The sequence below is a fragment of the Bacillus sp. TH19 genome (genome assembly GCF_016651075.1).
GTDB classification, from domain to species: Bacteria; Bacillota; Bacilli; order Bacillales; family Bacillaceae_G; genus Bacillus_A; species Bacillus_A mycoides.
In genome coordinates this window covers 1-22645 of the sequence record NZ_JAEKEO010000004.1, presented here as the reverse complement: position 1 = coordinate 22645, position 22645 = coordinate 1, and the positions used below count along the sequence as shown (strand labels likewise).

Genomic DNA, 22645 nt, shown 5'->3' with positions numbered 1-22645 from the left:
TTTTAAGACGAGTCAGAATGACTCGTCTTTTTTGTATGCTTTCATACCTCTGTTAATTGCCTGCTTAACTCCTTCTAAATAGGCGAATCCATGCCTTTTATCTGGTTCTAAGTAAGTACCTTCTGCCCATTCATTCCACGCATTAATAAATAAAAACTCGCTGTTGTAAAGAGAATAGGTACGCTGGATTTGTTTGCTTAAATATATCGTGAACTTCCTAGGGGTAGAACCTAGGAAGATGCTGCTATTTAAGTCTTTGCGGCGTGCTGTATTGTCCCAGTCAACAAAGGCACCAGGAAATGTTTTTTTCTCTGGAGGAGATCGCTTTAGTATATACATCCACACTTTATCATAATCCCAAGCGTTTATTTGTTTACCAGACTCATATATTGTCTTATTTATGTCTGAAGAGCTATCATGAGCAATTGTATAAAAAGGCTCGAATTGAATGCTAGCATCAAATCCATTTATATTAGGAAGTGGAAAGCTGTTTAATGTTTCTGCAAAGTATATACCTTTCAAACCATTTTCTTGTGCGAGTGTATTCCAATAATGAAGCATTTGTTCACAATGAGGGATATGCCCAGGGCGATAAATAATGAATAGTGGTTTATCGTCTATACGGATATATCTCTCATCTTGGAAAGCTTGCAATAAATACTCAAAGTGTTCTTTCCAATCCGATAATTCTCCATAATTTTGAGGCATTAATATGTGACTATCAAGACCATCCCAAGTTTTTGTCCACGGTTCATTTGCCCAAGAAAGGCAAAATGGAAAATCTGGTTCCTTCATCTTAAGTACCTCATTAAAGGGTGCCTCCAATAGCCTCTTCCCTTTAAACTAGTAATGGTAATAACAAAAACCATATATGCCATGTGCTTTGGCGATTTCTGCTTGCCATTTTCTTACGGATGGGGTGGTTAAGTCATAATAAAAATCTTGATAAGGTTCTCTAGGTTGGTAATGTCCTGAAAATAAAGGTCGTGCACTTTTAGTATTTGTCCATTCAGTAAACCCTTTCCCCCACCATCGGTCATTTTCTTTTATTTGATGAAACTGTGGTAAGTAAAAAGCGATTATTTTCAAAATATATCCCCCTTATGTTCTTCGTAGTTCAAGTGGTGGGAAGTTACTTTTGATTTTTCGAATCTAGTTAAAACATGAGATATGTTATTTACTTACTGTGTTTATGCTGCATAATGAATTCTTTTGTGCAGTTTGCTTGATATGGAAATCTTTGATGATTTAATATATACGGCTGAGATACAAAATGATCTCCATTATAAAATGAGCGAAAAGAGTTAATCTTTTTGGAGAACAAATAGAGCTTGGGGTAACCGGTTTGTATCATCAAAAAAGTCCCGTAGCTTTAAATACTTCTCATAGTGGTTTTTAATATAAGTTCTAGGTATAACGGTTTCCCCATAGAAGCTACTGTTTCTAACGTCTCCAGCTCCCGTAGGGCTGTGGATAAAATTGCCGCTTTCATAATCCGAGATGGCACGATTTATATCTGGAAAAGCTTGAGATAAAGTTTTATGCCATCCCGTTTGAATTAATTCAGGGTGTTCCTTAAATTGTTGACAGAAATCGAGAAAATAGCGTGCTTGTGTTGTGGCGATGAAGATTCCACCTGGACGAAGAATTCTTGAAAATTCCTTTATCCAATTTTCTGCAGTTTCTTCGGATAAATGTGAGAATACAGAATAAGCGAATATGATGTCTAATGAATTGTCATTAATAAATTCTACAGGAGGTTGTGGGGGAGCTATTTTATACCTGCCTCTTCCTAACGTTTCGTTGCAAAGGTTAATCATTGCAGGATCTACATCAATACCAAGTAAATTTTTATGGCGAACATCTTTGAAAAAGAAGCGTATGATTCTTCCCCATCCGCAACCAAAGTCTAAAATTTTCCGTTCTTTATTCAAGGGAACGCCTAAATTTTGGGCATATGTTTTTACAAGGCTATAAAACAAATATGCTTCATAAAGAGCATGTTCATAGGAAGCACCTACAAACTGTTGTTGAATTTCTTCGGAGGGGAACATAGGTACTGGGATGCCATTTATCTTTGTTTGTGAGCAACTTTGTATAAATAGATTAAGAAGTTCAACATCAGAAAGTGGGCTAACAAGGTTATCAAAATTACTTCCTAACTTAAAGTTATTCATTTGTTAACCTCCAAATTATATAGTTCCTAAAAATCATTTTCGTGTTTTTTACTAATAAAAACATGTAGAAATTCAGCATCTAACCCCAGTGATCTATCCTTGTGTAAATAAACAATGGTATACATATTTGCATGTGTATAAATGTATTCAATCATATCTTGACCCCAATCAAATGTTACTAAAGACCCGTTCTCATCAATAGGATTACCATGATAAATTGGCTCCTCAATATATTCGATTCCTTCTTTATTGATTCTTGCTCTTTGTAAAGTCTTTGTGAGTGTATGATACCAAGGGACAGTAAACACATGAGCGCCGCCAGGCTTTAATACACGCTCTATTTCTTTAAAGGCTTTGTTTGGCTCCATTACATGTTCAAAGACATCTTGAGTAATGAATAAATCAAAAGATTCATTTTGAAAAGTCATGTCTTCTAAGTTCTCGCATCTAACCCCTTGAAAGTATTGGCCGAGAGGGTAGTTTTTAAAGTATTGAGAGTATGTATAGTTTTTGCAGTTTTTTATTAGTAGTTGAGTTGTAATTCCCCCAGGAGAGGATTCGTGGATATGATAGGAACCCCATTTTGGAAAAAATGTATTTAAAACATGGATTAGAGCGCGCTGCCTTGGTATAGAGTGGCATGTAGAACATAAGTAGTGATCTCTAAGCCAATCATTATGCTCTATAAATGTAGCTTTCTTCTCACAAATAACGCAATATCCATTATTGTGCTTCAAATTACCTTCCACATGACATCACTCCTGTGTAAAAAAATGCATATGACACACACGTCAACAACCAGCGAAATCAAAGAGAGTGGGTGGAAATTAGGGAACTCATAAAAGTGAGATTGGTAGAATGGAACAATTAGCGGGAGAGAACCCCACGCTAATTAAAGTTTCACTTTATGCTATGCGATACATTCGCTTTTATTCATTGAAGAATGTATCGACTTAGAATGTCCCTTTTGTGTACGGATACATTTCAAAGTCTTGTGCATATATTTCTGTAACTAAACCCATGGTTTCTTTATCATAAAAGCTTTCATATGTTGGAAAGCGGGGGAAGGATGCATCTGTAATGCTAAGTTCTGCATAGCTTCCCGTATAAAGCATCTTATGAGCACGATGATGATCTGAATTTGTAAGAAGCGCTAAATTTGATTTAGTCAAATCGTACGTGTGTTCTATTTTGGTGATTTGTGTATTAAAATCTTCTAAAGGAATATAGCATTGGATGAAGTTTTCTTCACCTGGGACGTATTGCTGACTAAAATGTATATCTATTGCTAGGGAATTGGAACCGAATGCTTGAACGTAATATAAAAATTGTTTAAATGATATTCCTTGATTACTATATTTGTCATTATAAAAATAATGCCGGATACTTTCCCATTGAGGGCTAGCATATGGATTGTCAGCAAGCAATAAAAAGGAGCTGACCGCCCTTGTATAGGGATTCCGTACAAGTTTACAAACATCTTTTTTTGCTGTTAGAATCCCATTTTGTAACGCTGGTATGTAGTTGGTGTTGTTTTTATACACCCAGAATTCATAGTAATGAATAAAGTCATGGTATTTCTTTGCTTCAGGAAATAATCCAATTTGAAAAAAGAACCAATTAGCTAAAGTAGTACATCCGCTTCTATGGCTCCAGAATAGTATAAGTGGAAAGTCTTTATGGAAATGTGGGATTCGATCTTTATGTAGGATTACATGATTTAAAAGCTCTTGATTTACATTCTTCATACATGTAGTGCTCCTTTTTGAAAGTTTTATTTATGGAGAAGGTTTTTAAATAGAATAAACGAGAATATGAGAAGGCAAGTTTTTACTAATCCAATATATTCATGGGAATGAGTAAATATTATGAGTGTTTTTGCGGTCATCTTAAATAAGGTATCGATTCTAAAAGGAAAATATAAAATAAAGATAATGAAAATTTATAAGGGGCATACAATTATAAGAGAATGAATAATAGAGGTGACCAAGTTCGTTTATTTGTATTTCTAGGTGTGATAAGCAAAAATCTTATTACTAGAGAGGATATTATGAGGAAGAATAATTATTTAATAGTAGGTGGAAATAGTTTCATTGGTATAAACCTCGCATTAGGTTTATTGAAACAAGGTCAAAATGTAAAAGTATTTTCCAGACATATAAATAATTTCCCTCAAAATATTATAAGTGAGGTTGAATTTATTAAAGGTGATTTAGCGAATGTTAAAGATATATATAAAGCTTTAGTGAGTGTGGATATTATTATTTATTTAGCTGCAACGTCTAATGTAGCAACTTCAATTGAAGATGTTTTCGGAGATATAAACAGTAGCTTTTTTTTCTTAACTTCATGGAAAGTGTTAAAAATTTTCCTGTTAAAAAAATTGTATTAGCATCTTCTGGAGGCACGGTTTATGTTGAACCAGAATATTTACCTATTGATGAGGAACATCAATTAAAACCACTTTCTCCTTATGGAATAACAAAAGTATCGCTTGAAAATTACTTGTACTTTTATAAGAAAAAATACGGAATTGACTATGTTGTATGTAGATATTCTAATCCATATGGAAAATATCAAAATCCTTTAAAGAAAGTTGGGGCAATAAATTGTTTTTTGTATCAGCATCTCAGTAATGAAAAGATTAATATATATGGGAATCCACAAGAGATTATTCGAGATTATATTTATATCGATGATTTAGTTGAAATCACTATACAACTATCGCAATTAAATCGTTTGAAATCTTGTGTGTATAACATAGGGAGCGGCAAGGGTCTCTCTTTAAAACGAATTATAGTAGAATTGGAGAAATTAACGGAAAGAAAAGTGGACTTTACCTGCTATAAACAAAGGCAAGAAAATGTTCAAAAAATCATTTTAAATATAGATAGAGTAAGACGAGAATGTAATTGGGAACCGAAAATAGATTTCAAAAGTGGAATTAGATTAAATAAGCTATGGATTGAAGAGTTCTTATATAGTAAAAAATAATAAGCCATGCCCTACTTTTGTATCAGTAGAGCGTGGTTTATTATTTTATTTCTTTTTTTATTACCCAAAGGTCTTGATGTTCCCACCAAAAACCTTCAGTGTATTTTTTGATGACAGGGTTATAGGGTAATAATTTAATTTTGTCACATACGTAAGAGGGACTAACGATCGTTTGCCCGTATTGATGAACATTTAAATCCAATTGTTCACTAGAAGGGAGAAACCAATAACCCTGTTTATTTAAATCTGGAAAGCTGAAGTACTTTTTACTTTGATAACCATGAGTTGTGAAAATGAGTAAGCCTTCAGGAGAAACAGCATTATACAATGTTTGAAGCCAACGAAACCAAGTTGTATCAGGCATATGAGAAAAAAAGGATAGACAAAAGACGATATCATACGTAGACGAGGCCAATTTTACTTGTTCAGGTTCAGGGTGAGATAAGATAGAAGAAGTATTTAATGTGTTTTCAATAAAAGTAATAGCCTCTTCATGTATATCACAGGTAGTTATACTTAAGTTCGTTTGTGGGTTTAATAAATGACGTGTTACGCAGCCATATCCGGATGCGAATTCTAATAATTTAATTGGAGTGTCTATAGGGGGATAAAAGGAAGTAATTAAATCTAAAAGTGTTTCTGCGGATTTTCTCCCATCTTGAAAATAATAATCTATCGCTTCTTTTTTAGATGGGAAGACTGGATTAGTGACAAGGAATTGAAAGATATGATCCTCTGGATGGATACTTGCATTTACATTGTAGTTGTGTGCAATTTGAGAAAGTAAATCTTTATTTGCTTCTATAAATTCTTTCAAAGAGTAACCCCCCTTAAATGATAGTAACGTTTTACAAGAGATACTGATGGCGAATAAAATATATCATTAAATCTTCAAATATGCTTTAAGGTACTTTCTATATGTGTACATTTTCTTTTTTGAAATGTCGTCGATAGTAAAGGTTTCTTTAATGAAATTCTGCATTTGTACAACTTCACTGTAATGGGAATATGAATCTTCTGTTCTCGTTACGCTATTTGTATGTCGTCTATGATAGTTTAGCGGTTTTGGATTGAAATAAACGTTCCCCTCTTTAAGAATAGAAACATAGAAAAACCAATCACCAGCTACTTTAAACTTTTCTAATTGTTTTTCTGTTGTTTTTATATCTATGTTTTTAAAACTACACTTGAGACATTAGGTATGGTGTTTTTAATAAGTAATGTATCTTGTATTTCATCTATCCCTTTTCGGAAATAAGAACTTTTCCATTTTTCTTTATCAATATCATTTGTGTAATCTAAATAATGATTGGCTAGGATATTTCCTTGTTCATCTATTTGTTTTGATTGTGTGTAGCTTAAGGTAACATCACCATTTATATGAAACCCTTGTATTACTTCTTCTAAAAATGTCTGATCACATAAGTCATCGGCCTCTGCAATCCAAATATAATCACCGGTTGCTGCAGAGATGCCTTTTATCCATTGTTTAAATACAGAACCAGAGTTTTTATCATTAATAATCTGCTGAACTTTTAGGTGGGGCTTATTTTCGTTTGAGAGCAGCTGTTCAAATATAGATACGCTATTGTCAGTAGAGGCATCGTCTAGGAAAATTAGTTCGTAAAGGGGATAGGTTTGGTTTAATATGGATTTAACTCGGTCAGATAAGTATTTTTCGTAATTATAGTTCGGTATGATTACGCTTATTTTTTTGTAATTATGATCAAGTAGGTTTAACAGTTGATAAATGTAATGAAGAAAGTTGAAATCTTTTTCAATAAGCTCTTGGCCAAAGCGCCCATTTTGTAATCGTAAGTCTTCATCTCCAATAAATTCATATATTCTTTCCAGCATCTGCGGTAAATTTAAAAAGTCTACTAAGGCGCCAGTTTGTTCCGTAACAACATCTTCAAAACCTCCAGCGTTTTTAAACCCTATAACAGGGACTTTTGTATCTAATGCCTCTAAAACAACGTTTGGAAAAGGATCTTCTCTTGAAGTTAATAAATATAAATCAGCCCCGGCGTTATATAAACCGATATCTGGAGTAGGCTCAACTAATGTGAAATGTGCTGTATATCTTGGGGATAGCGTGTTAAAGAAATGAACATCTGTTCTCCCAACCCAGATAAAATGAATATTCGTATGAACCTTTCTTACTGAGTAAGCAATAAGTGAGAATAAATCTATCCCTTTCCGATGATCAGCGAAACCTACTCCTAAAATGATTTTGCTATCTAGAGGCAGGTTGTGTTTTTTTCGTAATTCGCTTCTAGCTTTTGCAATATTGTTCTTATAAGGATTGTGGTTAAACAAGCCTTGAGGGAGGATGTGACATTTTTGATGATCTAATTGGGTGATTGTACAGAATTTTTCATACACGTACTGTGAAGGGAAGACAATTTTGTAAGCAAACTGGGCAATGTTTCTAGCTTTCCCCTCGGCAGAGTACTGTTGTATTAAATGCGGCAATTCATGTATTAATGAAATAACTTTTATATTGTGTTTAGCCAGCAATGCAACTATATCACCACTTATGACGGTACTACATATGGCGATGGTATAGTCTTGTGATAGTAACTTCTTTATTAATAATTCGACCCTTTTTTCTGTTGGGTAGTCTTCCTCTAGGCAATAAACAGGACCATACTTTTGAAAATCGTGGATTAAAATGCCCGTTCCAATAGAAATAATGGCGACGGAGTAATGAAAGTTTTCTTTAAGAGCTTTAATAGTATGTAAAGAAAGCAGCTGTGCTCCGTGGAAATGGGCATCATGGGATACATAAATGATCTTCTTATTAACATGCATTTCATAACGCCTCCTAAGTTAATTAGATTTTTAGTAAATGCATGGTGTATGTATAATTCCTAGAGAGAAGTGGTAGGAGATAATTGTGAATGCAGCTGGAATGTACTCGGAATAAAAAGTGCTACCTTTAATATATATTTGTTTGGCTTGCTATTCATTCTTTAGAAAGGTGTAAGTAAGAAAGTGTAAACTGTCGATTATGAAAGTGATTGCACCAGTTTATTAATCTCTAGGAACGGAGTATAAATGAAGAAGGTTCAATACCCTTTAGAATTTATAAAATAAAAAGGATAAAAGGTATTGACGATTAGGATATAGAGGTGTAATATAGAACAAGTCGCCGATGCAATAACGCAGAACGCGGCAAACAAAATGAAAAACCTAGTTGACATTAACTAACGAAGATGTTAACATAAGGAAGTCGCAAATGAGCGGCAAACAAGTTCTTTGAAAACTGAACGAAACAAACAACGTGAACGTCAATTTTTATTTTTAGATGCTAGACAAACTAACTTTATTGGAGAGTTTGATCCTGGCTCAGGATGAACGCTGGCGGCGTGCCTAATACATGCAAGTCGAGCGAATGGATTAAGAGCTTGCTCTTATGAAGTTAGCGGCGGACGGGTGAGTAACACGTGGGTAACCTACCCATAAGACTGGGATAACTCCGGGAAACCGGGGCTAATACCGGATAATATTTTGAACTGCATAGTTCGAAATTGAAAGGCGGCTTCGGCTGTCACTTATGGATGGACCCGCGTCGCATTAGCTAGTTGGTGAGGTAACGGCTCACCAAGGCGACGATGCGTAGCCGACCTGAGAGGGTGATCGGCCACACTGGGACTGAGACACGGCCCAGACTCCTACGGGAGGCAGCAGTAGGGAATCTTCCGCAATGGACGAAAGTCTGACGGAGCAACGCCGCGTGAGTGATGAAGGCTTTCGGGTCGTAAAACTCTGTTGTTAGGGAAGAACAAGTGCTAGTTGAATAAGCTGGCACCTTGACGGTACCTAACCAGAAAGCCACGGCTAACTACGTGCCAGCAGCCGCGGTAATACGTAGGTGGCAAGCGTTATCCGGAATTATTGGGCGTAAAGCGCGCGCAGGTGGTTTCTTAAGTCTGATGTGAAAGCCCACGGCTCAACCGTGGAGGGTCATTGGAAACTGGGAGACTTGAGTGCAGAAGAGGAAAGTGGAATTCCATGTGTAGCGGTGAAATGCGTAGAGATATGGAGGAACACCAGTGGCGAAGGCGACTTTCTGGTCTGTAACTGACACTGAGGCGCGAAAGCGTGGGGAGCAAACAGGATTAGATACCCTGGTAGTCCACGCCGTAAACGATGAGTGCTAAGTGTTAGAGGGTTTCCGCCCTTTAGTGCTGAAGTTAACGCATTAAGCACTCCGCCTGGGGAGTACGGCCGCAAGGCTGAAACTCAAAGGAATTGACGGGGGCCCGCACAAGCGGTGGAGCATGTGGTTTAATTCGAAGCAACGCGAAGAACCTTACCAGGTCTTGACATCCTCTGAAAACTCTAGAGATAGAGCTTCTCCTTCGGGAGCAGAGTGACAGGTGGTGCATGGTTGTCGTCAGCTCGTGTCGTGAGATGTTGGGTTAAGTCCCGCAACGAGCGCAACCCTTGATCTTAGTTGCCATCATTAAGTTGGGCACTCTAAGGTGACTGCCGGTGACAAACCGGAGGAAGGTGGGGATGACGTCAAATCATCATGCCCCTTATGACCTGGGCTACACACGTGCTACAATGGACGGTACAAAGAGCTGCAAGACCGCGAGGTGGAGCTAATCTCATAAAACCGTTCTCAGTTCGGATTGTAGGCTGCAACTCGCCTACATGAAGCTGGAATCGCTAGTAATCGCGGATCAGCATGCCGCGGTGAATACGTTCCCGGGCCTTGTACACACCGCCCGTCACACCACGAGAGTTTGTAACACCCGAAGTCGGTGGGGTAACCTTTATGGAGCCAGCCGCCTAAGGTGGGACAGATGATTGGGGTGAAGTCGTAACAAGGTAGCCGTATCGGAAGGTGCGGCTGGATCACCTCCTTTCTATGGAGAATTGATGAACGCAGTTCATCAATAAACGTTGACTTGTTTTGTTTCGTTCAGTTTTGAGAGAACTATCTCTCAAGTTTAAATGTATGTTCTTTGAAAACTAGATAACAGTGTAGCTCATATTTTTTTAATTTTAGTTTGGTTAAGTTAGAAAGGGCGCACGGTGGATGCCTTGACACTAGGAGTCGATGAAGGACGGGACTAACGCCGATATGCTTCGGGGAGCTGTAAGTAAGCTTTGATCCGAAGATTTCCGAATGGGGAAACCCACTATACGTAATGGTATGGTATCCTTACCTGAATACATAGGGTATGGAAGACAGACCCAGGGAACTGAAACATCTAAGTACCTGGAGGAAGAGAAAGCAAATGCGATTTCCTGAGTAGCGGCGAGCGAAACGGAATCTAGCCCAAACCAAGAGGCTTGCCTCTTGGGGTTGTAGGACATTCTATACGGAGTTACAAAGGAACGAGGTAGACGAAGCGACCTGGAAAGGTCCGTCACAGAGGGTAATAACCCCGTAGTCGAAACTTCGTTCTCTCTTGAATGTATCCTGAGTACGGCGGAACACGTGAAATTCCGTCGGAATCTGGGAGGACCATCTCCCAAGGCTAAATACTCCCTAGTGATCGATAGTGAACCAGTACCGTGAGGGAAAGGTGAAAAGCACCCCGGAAGGGGAGTGAAAGAGATCCTGAAACCGTGTGCCTACAAATAGTCAGAGCCCGTTAATGGGTGATGGCGTGCCTTTTGTAGAATGAACCGGCGAGTTACGATCCCGTGCGAGGTTAAGCTGAAGAGGCGGAGCCGCAGCGAAAGCGAGTCTGAATAGGGCGTTTAGTACGTGGTCGTAGACCCGAAACCAGGTGATCTACCCATGTCCAGGGTGAAGTTCAGGTAACACTGAATGGAGGCCCGAACCCACGCACGTTGAAAAGTGCGGGGATGAGGTGTGGGTAGCGGAGAAATTCCAATCGAACCTGGAGATAGCTGGTTCTCCCCGAAATAGCTTTAGGGCTAGCCTTAAGTGTAAGAGTCTTGGAGGTAGAGCACTGATTGAACTAGGGGTCCTCATCGGATTACCGAATTCAGTCAAACTCCGAATGCCAATGACTTATCCTTAGGAGTCAGACTGCGAGTGATAAGATCCGTAGTCAAGAGGGAAACAGCCCAGATCGCCAGCTAAGGTCCCAAAGTGTGTATTAAGTGGAAAAGGATGTGGAGTTGCTTAGACAACTAGGATGTTGGCTCAGAAGCAGCCACCATTTAAAGAGTGCGTAATAGCTCACTAGTCGAGTGACTCTGCGCCGAAAATGTACCGGGGCTAAATACACCACCGAAGCTGCGAATTGATACCAATGGTATCAGTGGTAGGGGAGCGTTCTAAGTGCAGTGAAGTCAGACCGGAAGGACTGGTGGAGCGCTTAGAAGTGAGAATGCCGGTATGAGTAGCGAAAGACGGGTGAGAATCCCGTCCACCGAATGCCTAAGGTTTCCTGAGGAAGGCTCGTCCGCTCAGGGTTAGTCAGGACCTAAGCCGAGGCCGACAGGCGTAGGCGATGGACAACAGGTTGATATTCCTGTACCACCTCTTTATCGTTTGAGCAATGGAGGGACGCAGAAGGATAGAAGAAGCGTGCGATTGGTTGTGCACGTCCAAGCAGTTAGGCTGATAAGTAGGCAAATCCGCTTATCGTGAAGGCTGAGCTGTGATGGGGAAGCTCCTTATGGAGCGAAGTCTTTGATTCCCCGCTGCCAAGAAAAGCTTCTAGCGAGATAAAAGGTGCCTGTACCGCAAACCGACACAGGTAGGCGAGGAGAGAATCCTAAGGTGTGCGAGAGAACTCTGGTTAAGGAACTCGGCAAAATGACCCCGTAACTTCGGGAGAAGGGGTGCTTTCTTAACGGAAAGCCGCAGTGAATAGGCCCAAGCGACTGTTTAGCAAAAACACAGGTCTCTGCGAAGCCGTAAGGCGAAGTATAGGGGCTGACACCTGCCCGGTGCTGGAAGGTTAAGGAGAGGGGTTAGCGTAAGCGAAGCTCTGAACTGAAGCCCCAGTAAACGGCGGCCGTAACTATAACGGTCCTAAGGTAGCGAAATTCCTTGTCGGGTAAGTTCCGACCCGCACGAAAGGTGTAACGATTTGGGCACTGTCTCAACCAGAGACTCGGTGAAATTATAGTACCTGTGAAGATGCAGGTTACCCGCGACAGGACGGAAAGACCCCGTGGAGCTTTACTGTAGCCTGATATTGAATTTTGGTACAGTTTGTACAGGATAGGCGGGAGCCATTGAAACCGGAGCGCTAGCTTCGGTGGAGGCGCTGGTGGGATACCGCCCTGACTGTATTGAAATTCTAACCTACGGGTCTTATCGACCCGGGAGACAGTGTCAGGTGGGCAGTTTGACTGGGGCGGTCGCCTCCTAAAGTGTAACGGAGGCGCCCAAAGGTTCCCTCAGAATGGTTGGAAATCATTCGTAGAGTGCAAAGGCATAAGGGAGCTTGACTGCGAGACCTACAAGTCGAGCAGGGACGAAAGTCGGGCTTAGTGATCCGGTGGTTCCGCATGGAAGGGCCATCGCTCAACGGATAAAAGCTACCCCGGGGATAACAGGCTTATCTCCCCCAAGAGTCCACATCGACGGGGAGGTTTGGCACCTCGATGTCGGCTCATCGCATCCTGGGGCTGTAGTCGGTCCCAAGGGTTGGGCTGTTCGCCCATTAAAGCGGTACGCGAGCTGGGTTCAGAACGTCGTGAGACAGTTCGGTCCCTATCCGTCGTGGGCGCAGGAAATTTGAGAGGAGCTGTCCTTAGTACGAGAGGACCGGGATGGACGCACCGCTGGTGTACCAGTTGTTCTGCCAAGGGCATAGCTGGGTAGCTATGTGCGGAAGGGATAAGTGCTGAAAGCATCTAAGCATGAAGCCCCCCTCAAGATGAGATTTCCCATAGCGTAAGCTAGTAAGATCCCTGAAAGATGATCAGGTTGATAGGTTCGAGGTGGAAGCATGGTGACATGTGGAGCTGACGAATACTAATAGATCGAGGACTTAACCATATAATATGAAGCAATGTTATCTAGTTTTGAAGGAATATACCTTCATCAGTTTGGTGATGATGGCAGAGAGGTCACACCCGTTCCCATACCGAACACGGAAGTTAAGCTCTCTAGCGCCGATGGTAGTTGGGACCTTGTCCCTGTGAGAGTAGGACGTCGCCAAGCAACTTTAAGACGAGTCAGAATGACTCGTCTTTTTTGTGTTTAATGAAATAAGCTTGTTATTAATGGCTCAAGAAATCCATTGGTAACAAGCTTATTTGTTTAAAGATAAATGTATTTATCTAATATGGACTTCCGGTAAAATCGTTATTTATCATATCTTCACTTTGTTTTTTACATCGATAAGCTTAAAACGTTCGCAAACGAGCAGCATATCTTCAGAAAAACTAAGACCAAGTTCGCTTAGTTCCTTTGTAAAAAACTGAATATGGGTATCTCTCCAGTAACTATAGGTACGATCGCCTTCGCCTTCAGCGATAGCGAATTCTCCAGTCACTTCATTCATTGGCATTATAGTTACTTCTATTGTCTTAATAATAGCTACAGGTTCCTCCTGACTATTGAGTACAATACTATAATCGTTAGTTGTTGGTAGTGGTTCATTTTCTAATTCATAAAAAATATGGCTGGAGCATGTTGCGGTTTTCACACCATCAATGACTAATTGAGCGAGATAATCAGGAGAATCACCAAATTGCCAAGCTGTAACAGATTCTGGTTTTTCATTGTTTCCCCAATAAGTATCCCAATATGATTGTGCTAATGGATTCATTTGTATATTTACCTCACTTTAATTAATATTTTAGTCTCTTTATAATCCCTGGGGAATTTCCTTATTTGTTAAATTCTTTAATTTTGAGTTTTAAAGTCTATTTATTAACAAGAATATATATAAGGTATTGCCCTCTGTAGCCTGTTCACACCTTCTTTTATTTCTTCAGTTGTTAAATGTCCATACCCCATAATAATTCGACTATGATGTTTTCCTTTTTCAATGGCGTGGTCTTCCACAGGATATACTTTAACCCCAAGTTGTTGGATTTTCTCAAGTAATTCTTTGTTGAATTGAACTTGATTGAATTCAACAATCAGGTGTAATCCTGTAGAATAACCGGAAATATTGATCTTATTTGAGAATACTAATTTTAATTGCTGGATAAGCAAGTCTCTTCGATTTTTATAGATTTTTTTCATCTTCATAATATGCCGTTCCAAATAATCTTCGGCAATAAATTTAGCAAGGACAAGCTGATTTAAAGAAGATGTATGTAGATCTGAAAACCATTTTACCCTGCGACATTTTTCAATAAGGTGTGAGGGAAGAACTAAGTATCCCATCCTAAGGGCGGGTGATAAAATTTTACTAAATGAACCTATATATATAACACGCTCGGGATCCAATCCCTGTAATGAACTTACAGGTGAGCCTTCATATCGAAACTCACTGTCATAATCATCTTCAATGAGATAACAATTTGTTTTTCTTGAGTAGTTAATCAATTGAACCCGTCGTTGAATCGGTAACGCCCCTCCTAAAGGAAACTGATGAGAAGGAGTAGTGAAGATGAATTTTGGGTTTTTATTTGCAGGTAGCAAAGATGTATCCATCCCATTATCATCAACTGGTATAGGATAAAGGAAGGCTCCTGAATTTTTAAAAATTGTTTGAATGTCATTGGTGATGGGATCTTCTATTAGTACTTCGTCGCCTGTTGACAAAAGTAACTTAGAAACAAGTGTTAAAGCTTGCGTTGCACCGGAGGTAATTATCAATTGTTCTGGATGACAAAAAACTCCTCTTGTTTTTAGTAAATAGCGTGATAAAACCTTTCTTAATTCAGGACGCCCTTCGGGAATATCGTATCCAAACGTAGAAGGAGGTGTCTCATTCCATATGGTATGAGATAACTTTGCCCATCCCTTACGTGGAAATAAGTCTAATGCTGGTATCCCTGAACGAAAATTAATGATGTTACTGTCTTTGTTTATTTCTTTGCACCAAGATAAAGAATCAATTAGAGGTGATTTTTTATGTTGTTCTAAATAAGTCCCTTCTGCAATGAATGTCCCGGCGCCCTGTCGAGCGACCAAAAAACCTTCGGAAAATAATTGATCATAAGCTTCTAAAATTACATTCCTAGACACGCTTAACTCAGAAGATAATTCCCGTGTTGATGGTAGTTTTTCTCCAGATTGTAGCTCTCCGTTTAATATTCGTTCACGTATTTGGTGATAAACCTGTCGTATTAAACTTATATCTAACGATCGATCAATAGGTATCCAAAGCATATAAATGCTCCCTTCATCAAAATTGGTACCATAAAAGTTTGGTTGAAATGGTACTAATATAAACCATTTTAGCATGCTATAGTTGGATCAAATGGTTCTAAAGGGGATGAAAATGTGATGACGAAACCAGAATTCCAAGTAGCTCAGGCATTTAAATCGATTGCACGAAATGAACATATAAAATCCTATGTACAACAATCCACTGAACTCTATGCGTTATTATTGCAAGCCGCGAAACGCTTTGTCACCGGAGAATCGAGACATGAGGGGATTATGACAGCAAAAGAACTAATTTCCAAAGGTTATCATACTTCACTAGAATACATAGGGGAAAATACTCTAGATATAGAGGAATGTTATAAAGCAAAAAATGAGTTTTGGAATCTTATTGGGGATATGGGTGCTCTATCTATGAAACAAACAGTATCACTCGATTTATCGCATATTGGATTATCTATAGATCCAGAAATATCTTATATTCATTTAATGGAGTTGGCAGAGAAGGCAAAAGTACATGGAACTACCCTTATGATAAGTATGGAAGAATCATCTAAAGCAGCAGACATTCTTTCCATCTATAAAAAAACAACTGAGCAATATCCTAATGTAGGGATAACGATTCAGGCGCATTTATATCGCTCAAACAATGATATTCAAGAACTCCTACATTATCCAGGGAAAATACGAGTTGTAAAAGGTGCCTATCAAGAAGTTTCGGATATTGCTATACCTAGGTCAACTGACTTAAATCAACAGTATCTTCAGATCGTAGAACAACTAGTTGAAAATAACCATCCTGTATCTATAGCTACACATGATGAAATTCTTATTAAAGAAATGGAGCAACGTCAATATTTTAGTCAATCTAATGTAGAAATAGAAATGCTATATGGAATTCGTCCGGATATGTTAAGTGATTTGAAAAACAAAGGACATAATACTAGGGTGTATTTGACTTATGGGAAAGAGTGGTACTTGTATTTATGCCATCGGATAGCTGAATATCCGGAAAATTTATATCATGCAGTGATAGATATGATACATGCATCTTCAGTACAGCAGAGTAGGGAATATTAAATGTGAAAAATATTTTGGCTATGGTTAGTATGAGGGAGTTCAGTTGTAGCGAGTAAGTTAAATAATTTTGGTTGTGGCCCAAAAATAAGAGTCGGATTTTCCTTAGAGTAGAAATTCCGGCTCTTTTTATATTGAAATTTTTTTAGTTTATATTTGCGTTAAATGCGGACAGGACTCCTATAGGTGTTGAAAAGATTATGATTTACAATTGTACAGCCGTAGTATACCTTGTTGCAGAATTTGTTTTTGTGGGTGTTTTATATGTGTTGGTTTCTTATTGTTATGTATTCTTAGGTTTATAGCTAGAAATAAATGAATTTGTAATTCTATATGTATTTCAAAACGGGGGATATATAATAGAAACAATAAAATTACATACTTTGTTAGTAACTCGATTCGCTCTTCTAGCGGTAAAGCGTAGGATAAACATCCTTAAATGTGATAAAAAGTAATAAAATATAAACAGAACAAACGTTCCTTTCGGGTGTATTAGGTACGCTCGATCAATTGAGGTACGTATTTTCAATCCAGTATATGTGTTTAAAAAAGAAATGCTATTAATTGGTTCGGACCTCGAGTATAGTTTATTTGTATATCTTAAATGTTTGTTAAGAGGATATAAAATTTATTACGACTAGGCCATATGGAAATGGATGCTGCTAAAGATGAAAGAGATATAAGTCTGCTATTTCAGTGACACAGGGATAGTTAGTAAATGTATTAGTATGTTTCTATATATTTACGAGTAAACAGGTAAGTAACCATTACTTCATATAAGGGAAACTCTATAACTAGAGTATTATATAAGAATTTCTGTATCGTTGTCTGTTATAAGAATACGTATATCTTCCATCGTTTCTAATAGAGTGCCTGGTAAACAAAGAGGTGTTAGGGAGTGTAATAACTTTTTAATTACATATTAGTATTTATTAAAATAAGGTTGTTAGTTTCGCTGGGGAAAAACTTCCGTACCAATTAAGTCTAGGGTATAAGTAAACTTGAATATATTTTGGAAGAAGAAATTAAAGTGAAGTCGAAGAGGCTTTTCGGATAATGCAATATTTATAGATTCTTCTCTAAATTAGAGAGTGTAAAAATATTAACTTGAATAACTTTATAAAAAGGTATTGACGATTAGTATATAGAGGTGTAATATAGGACAAGTCGCCGATAGCAACAACGCAGAAAGCGACAAAAGAAATAAAAAAACTTGGTTGACATTGAAATATGAAAATGTTAACATAAGGGAGTCGCAAATGAGCGGCAAATAAGTTCTTTGAAAACTGAACGAAACAAACAACGTGAACGTCAATTTTTATTTTTAGATGCTAGACAAACTAACTTTATTGGAGAGTTTGATCCTGGCTCAGGATGAACGCTGGCGGCGTGCCTAATACATGCAAGTCGAGCGAATGGATTAAGAGCTTGCTCTTATGAAGTTAGCGGCGGACGGGTGAGTAACACGTGGGTAACCTACCCATAAGACTGGGATAACTCCGGGAAACCGGGGCTAATACCGGATAATATTTTGAACTGCATAGTTCGAAATTGAAAGGCGGCTTCGGCTGTCACTTATGGATGGACCCGCGTCGCATTAGCTAGTTGGTGAGGTAACGGCTCACCAAGGCGACGATGCGTAGCCGACCTGAGAGGGTGATCGGCCACACTGGGACTGAGACACGGCCCAGACTCCTACGGGAGGCAGCAGTAGGGAATCTTCCGCAATGGACGAAAGTCTGACGGAGCAACGCCGCGTGAGTGATGAAGGCTTTCGGGTCGTAAAACTCTGTTGTTAGGGAAGAACAAGTGCTAGTTGAATAAGCTGGCACCTTGACGGTACCTAACCAGAAAGCCACGGCTAACTACGTGCCAGCAGCCGCGGTAATACGTAGGTGGCAAGCGTTATCCGGAATTATTGGGCGTAAAGCGCGCGCAGGTGGTTTCTTAAGTCTGATGTGAAAGCCCACGGCTCAACCGTGGAGGGTCATTGGAAACTGGGAGACTTGAGTGCAGAAGAGGAAAGTGGAATTCCATGTGTAGCGGTGAAATGCGTAGAGATATGGAGGAACACCAGTGGCGAAGGCGACTTTCTGGTCTGTAACTGACACTGAGGCGCGAAAGCGTGGGGAGCAAACAGGATTAGATACCCTGGTAGTCCACGCCGTAAACGATGAGTGCTAAGTGTTAGAGGGTTTCCGCCCTTTAGTGCTGAAGTTAACGCATTAAGCACTCCGCCTGGGGAGTACGGCCGCAAGGCTGAAACTCAAAGGAATTGACGGGGGCCCGCACAAGCGGTGGAGCATGTGGTTTAATTCGAAGCAACGCGAAGAACCTTACCAGGTCTTGACATCCTCTGAAAACTCTAGAGATAGAGCTTCTCCTTCGGGAGCAGAGTGACAGGTGGTGCATGGTTGTCGTCAGCTCGTGTCGTGAGATGTTGGGTTAAGTCCCGCAACGAGCGCAACCCTTGATCTTAGTTGCCATCATTAAGTTGGGCACTCTAAGGTGACTGCCGGTGACAAACCGGAGGAAGGTGGGGATGACGTCAAATCATCATGCCCCTTATGACCTGGGCTACACACGTGCTACAATGGACGGTACAAAGAGCTGCAAGACCGCGAGGTGGAGCTAATCTCATAAAACCGTTCTCAGTTCGGATTGTAGGCTGCAACTCGCCTACATGAAGCTGGAATCGCTAGTAATCGCGGATCAGCATGCCGCGGTGAATACGTTCCCGGGCCTTGTACACACCGCCCGTCACACCACGAGAGTTTGTAACACCCGAAGTCGGTGGGGTAACCTTTATGGAGCCAGCCGCCTAAGGTGGGACAGATGATTGGGGTGAAGTCGTAACAAGGTAGCCGTATCGGAAGGTGCGGCTGGATCACCTCCTTTCTATGGAGAATTGATGAACGCAGTTCATCAATAAACGTTGACTTGTTTTGTTTCGTTCAGTTTTGAGAGAACTATCTCTCAAGTTTAAATGTATGTTCTTTGAAAACTAGATAACAGTGTAGCTCATATTTTTTTAATTTTAGTTTGGTTAAGTTAGAAAGGGCGCACGGTGGATGCCTTGACACTAGGAGTCGATGAAGGACGGGACTAACGCCGATATGCTTCGGGGAGCTGTAAGTAAGCTTTGATCCGAAGATTTCCGAATGGGGAAACCCACTATACGTAATGGTATGGTATCCTTACCTGAATACATAGGGTATGGAAGACAGACCCAGGGAACTGAAACATCTAAGTACCTGGAGGAAGAGAAAGCAAATGCGATTTCCTGAGTAGCGGCGAGCGAAACGGAATCTAGCCCAAACCAAGAGGCTTGCCTCTTGGGGTTGTAGGACATTCTATACGGAGTTACAAAGGAACGAGGTAGACGAAGCGACCTGGAAAGGTCCGTCACAGAGGGTAATAACCCCGTAGTCGAAACTTCGTTCTCTCTTGAATGTATCCTGAGTACGGCGGAACACGTGAAATTCCGTCGGAATCTGGGAGGACCATCTCCCAAGGCTAAATACTCCCTAGTGATCGATAGTGAACCAGTACCGTGAGGGAAAGGTGAAAAGCACCCCGGAAGGGGAGTGAAAGAGATCCTGAAACCGTGTGCCTACAAATAGTCAGAGCCCGTTAATGGGTGATGGCGTGCCTTTTGTAGAATGAACCGGCGAGTTACGATCCCGTGCGAGGTTAAGCTGAAGAGGCGGAGCCGCAGCGAAAGCGAGTCTGAATAGGGCGTTTAGTACGTGGTCGTAGACCCGAAACCAGGTGATCTACCCATGTCCAGGGTGAAGTTCAGGTAACACTGAATGGAGGCCCGAACCCACGCACGTTGAAAAGTGCGGGGATGAGGTGTGGGTAGCGGAGAAATTCCAATCGAACCTGGAGATAGCTGGTTCTCCCCGAAATAGCTTTAGGGCTAGCCTTAAGTGTAAGAGTCTTGGAGGTAGAGCACTGATTGAACTAGGGGTCCTCATCGGATTACCGAATTCAGTCAAACTCCGAATGCCAATGACTTATCCTTAGGAGTCAGACTGCGAGTGATAAGATCCGTAGTCAAGAGGGAAACAGCCCAGATCGCCAGCTAAGGTCCCAAAGTGTGTATTAAGTGGAAAAGGATGTGGAGTTGCTTAGACAACTAGGATGTTGGCTCAGAAGCAGCCACCATTTAAAGAGTGCGTAATAGCTCACTAGTCGAGTGACTCTGCGCCGAAAATGTACCGGGGCTAAATACACCACCGAAGCTGCGAATTGATACCAATGGTATCAGTGGTAGGGGAGCGTTCTAAGTGCAGTGAAGTCAGACCGGAAGGACTGGTGGAGCGCTTAGAAGTGAGAATGCCGGTATGAGTAGCGAAAGACGGGTGAGAATCCCGTCCACCGAATGCCTAAGGTTTCCTGAGGAAGGCTCGTCCGCTCAGGGTTAGTCAGGACCTAAGCCGAGGCCGACAGGCGTAGGCGATGGACAACAGGTTGATATTCCTGTACCACCTCTTTATCGTTTGAGCAATGGAGGGACGCAGAAGGATAGAAGAAGCGTGCGATTGGTTGTGCACGTCCAAGCAGTTAGGCTGATAAGTAGGCAAATCCGCTTATCGTGAAGGCTGAGCTGTGATGGGGAAGCTCCTTATGGAGCGAAGTCTTTGATTCCCCGCTGCCAAGAAAAGCTTCTAGCGAGATAAAAGGTGCCTGTACCGCAAACCGACACAGGTAGGCGAGGAGAGAATCCTAAGGTGTGCGAGAGAACTCTGGTTAAGGAACTCGGCAAAATGACCCCGTAACTTCGGGAGAAGGGGTGCTTTCTTAACGGAAAGCCGCAGTGAATAGGCCCAAGCGACTGTTTAGCAAAAACACAGGTCTCTGCGAAGCCGTAAGGCGAAGTATAGGGGCTGACACCTGCCCGGTGCTGGAAGGTTAAGGAGAGGGGTTAGCGTAAGCGAAGCTCTGAACTGAAGCCCCAGTAAACGGCGGCCGTAACTATAACGGTCCTAAGGTAGCGAAATTCCTTGTCGGGTAAGTTCCGACCCGCACGAAAGGTGTAACGATTTGGGCACTGTCTCAACCAGAGACTCGGTGAAATTATAGTACCTGTGAAGATGCAGGTTACCCGCGACAGGACGGAAAGACCCCGTGGAGCTTTACTGTAGCCTGATATTGAATTTTGGTACAGTTTGTACAGGATAGGCGGGAGCCATTGAAACCGGAGCGCTAGCTTCGGTGGAGGCGCTGGTGGGATACCGCCCTGACTGTATTGAAATTCTAACCTACGGGTCTTATCGACCCGGGAGACAGTGTCAGGTGGGCAGTTTGACTGGGGCGGTCGCCTCCTAAAGTGTAACGGAGGCGCCCAAAGGTTCCCTCAGAATGGTTGGAAATCATTCGTAGAGTGCAAAGGCATAAGGGAGCTTGACTGCGAGACCTACAAGTCGAGCAGGGACGAAAGTCGGGCTTAGTGATCCGGTGGTTCCGCATGGAAGGGCCATCGCTCAACGGATAAAAGCTACCCCGGGGATAACAGGCTTATCTCCCCCAAGAGTCCACATCGACGGGGAGGTTTGGCACCTCGATGTCGGCTCATCGCATCCTGGGGCTGTAGTCGGTCCCAAGGGTTGGGCTGTTCGCCCATTAAAGCGGTACGCGAGCTGGGTTCAGAACGTCGTGAGACAGTTCGGTCCCTATCCGTCGTGGGCGCAGGAAATTTGAGAGGAGCTGTCCTTAGTACGAGAGGACCGGGATGGACGCACCGCTGGTGTACCAGTTGTTCTGCCAAGGGCATAGCTGGGTAGCTATGTGCGGAAGGGATAAGTGCTGAAAGCATCTAAGCATGAAGCCCCCCTCAAGATGAGATTTCCCATAGCGTAAGCTAGTAAGATCCCTGAAAGATGATCAGGTTGATAGGTTCGAGGTGGAAGCATGGTGACATGTGGAGCTGACGAATACTAATAGATCGAGGACTTAACCATATAATATGAAGCAACGTTATCTAGTTTTGAGAGAATATAAAAAACTTATTGACTTTCTAAGTGAATCAAGTATAATAATGTTTGTCTCAATCGAATATAGTCTGGTAATGATGGCAGAGAGGTCACACCCGTTCCCATACCGAACACGGAAGTTAAGCTCTCTAGCGCCAATGGTAGTTGGGACCTTGTCCCTG

7 protein-coding genes, 6 rRNA genes and 3 pseudogenes are annotated in these 22645 nt (G+C 41.1%); 8 read left to right on the top strand and 8 right to left on the bottom strand.

What is annotated here, in order from left to right; genetic code table 11:
• Positions 1-12 precede the first annotated feature (12 nt).
• The 4 genes and pseudogenes from JFU54_RS02555 to JFU54_RS02540 form a co-directional block, all read right to left on the bottom strand.
• Positions 13-1089: pseudogene (locus tag JFU54_RS02555) on the bottom strand (glycosyltransferase WbsX family protein).
• Positions 1090-1304: 215 nt separating this feature from the next.
• Positions 1305-2177: a class I SAM-dependent methyltransferase gene (locus JFU54_RS02550; protein WP_201063676.1), complete on the bottom strand. Its 873-nt coding sequence runs from the start codon at positions 2175-2177 to the stop codon at positions 1305-1307.
• A 26-nt stretch (positions 2178-2203) separates the two neighbouring features.
• Positions 2204-2926 carry a class I SAM-dependent methyltransferase gene (locus tag JFU54_RS02545; protein ID WP_002029458.1) on the bottom strand — a complete coding sequence of 241 codons (723 nt, stop codon included), beginning with the start codon at positions 2924-2926 and terminating at the stop codon, positions 2204-2206.
• 204 nt (positions 2927-3130) lie between these two features.
• A complete protein-coding gene (locus tag JFU54_RS02540) occupies positions 3131-3925 on the bottom strand; it encodes a sulfotransferase family 2 domain-containing protein (RefSeq protein WP_201063675.1) in 795 nt (264 codons plus the stop codon).
• Positions 3926-4227: 302 nt separating this feature from the next.
• Here JFU54_RS02540 and JFU54_RS02535 point away from each other — a divergent pair.
• Positions 4228-5171: pseudogene (locus tag JFU54_RS02535) on the top strand (NAD-dependent epimerase/dehydratase family protein).
• Between the two features lie 40 nt (positions 5172-5211).
• On the opposite strand, the gene JFU54_RS02530 reads toward JFU54_RS02535, so the two are convergent.
• Both JFU54_RS02530 and JFU54_RS02525 read right to left on the bottom strand, forming a co-directional pair.
• Positions 5212-5988 carry a class I SAM-dependent methyltransferase gene (locus JFU54_RS02530; protein ID WP_088038219.1) on the bottom strand — a complete coding sequence of 259 codons (777 nt, stop codon included), beginning with the start codon at positions 5986-5988 and terminating at the stop codon, positions 5212-5214.
• A gap of 66 nt (positions 5989-6054) precedes the next feature.
• A pseudogene (locus tag JFU54_RS02525) lies at positions 6055-7985 on the bottom strand (glycosyltransferase).
• A gap of 514 nt (positions 7986-8499) precedes the next feature.
• Between JFU54_RS02525 and JFU54_RS02520 the strand changes: the two are divergent.
• The 3 genes from JFU54_RS02520 to rrf (JFU54_RS02510) all read left to right on the top strand — a co-directional run bounded on the left by JFU54_RS02520 (position 8500) and on the right by rrf (JFU54_RS02510) (position 13284).
• A 16S ribosomal RNA gene (locus JFU54_RS02520) occupies positions 8500-10051 on the top strand.
• 146 nt (positions 10052-10197) lie between these two features.
• Positions 10198-13119: ribosomal RNA gene (locus JFU54_RS02515) — 23S ribosomal RNA — on the top strand.
• A 49-nt stretch (positions 13120-13168) separates the two neighbouring features.
• Positions 13169-13284 (top strand): 5S ribosomal RNA (gene rrf, locus JFU54_RS02510).
• 151 nt (positions 13285-13435) lie between these two features.
• On the opposite strand, the gene JFU54_RS02505 is transcribed toward rrf (JFU54_RS02510), so the two are convergent.
• Positions 13436-13894, bottom strand: coding sequence for an ASCH domain-containing protein (locus tag JFU54_RS02505; protein WP_201063674.1), 459 nt, complete (start codon positions 13892-13894; stop codon positions 13436-13438).
• A gap of 104 nt (positions 13895-13998) precedes the next feature.
• Positions 13999-15411, bottom strand: coding sequence for a MocR-like pyridoxine biosynthesis transcription factor PdxR (gene pdxR, locus JFU54_RS02500; protein ID WP_201063673.1), 1413 nt, complete (start codon positions 15409-15411; stop codon positions 13999-14001).
• Between the two features lie 117 nt (positions 15412-15528).
• Here pdxR and JFU54_RS02495 point away from each other — a divergent pair, with 117 nt between their 5' ends.
• The 4 genes from JFU54_RS02495 to rrf (JFU54_RS02480) all read left to right on the top strand — a co-directional run.
• A complete protein-coding gene (locus JFU54_RS02495) occupies positions 15529-16488 on the top strand; it encodes a proline dehydrogenase family protein (protein ID WP_201063677.1) in 960 nt (319 codons plus the stop codon).
• 1343 nt (positions 16489-17831) lie between these two features.
• A 16S ribosomal RNA gene (locus JFU54_RS02490) occupies positions 17832-19383 on the top strand.
• Positions 19384-19529: 146 nt separating this feature from the next.
• Positions 19530-22451, top strand: a 23S ribosomal RNA gene (locus JFU54_RS02485).
• 100 nt (positions 22452-22551) lie between these two features.
• Positions 22552-22645, top strand: a 5S ribosomal RNA gene (gene rrf, locus JFU54_RS02480); the annotation flags it as partial.

Bases quoted from the DNA above. Each gene is read 5' to 3' on its own strand.
- JFU54_RS02550 (WP_201063676.1), bottom strand. From the start codon at position 2,177: ATGAATAACTTTAAGTTAGGAAGTAATTTTGATAACCTTGTTAGCCCA.
- JFU54_RS02540 (WP_201063675.1), bottom strand. From the start codon at position 3,925: ATGAAGAATGTAAATCAAGAGCTTTTAAATCATGTAATCCTACATAAA.
- JFU54_RS02505 (WP_201063674.1), bottom strand. From the start codon at position 13,894: ATGAATCCATTAGCACAATCATATTGGGATACTTATTGGGGAAACAAT.
- pdxR (WP_201063673.1), bottom strand. From the start codon at position 15,411: ATGCTTTGGATACCTATTGATCGATCGTTAGATATAAGTTTAATACGA.
- JFU54_RS02495 (WP_201063677.1), top strand. From the start codon at position 15,529: ATGACGAAACCAGAATTCCAAGTAGCTCAGGCATTTAAATCGATTGCA.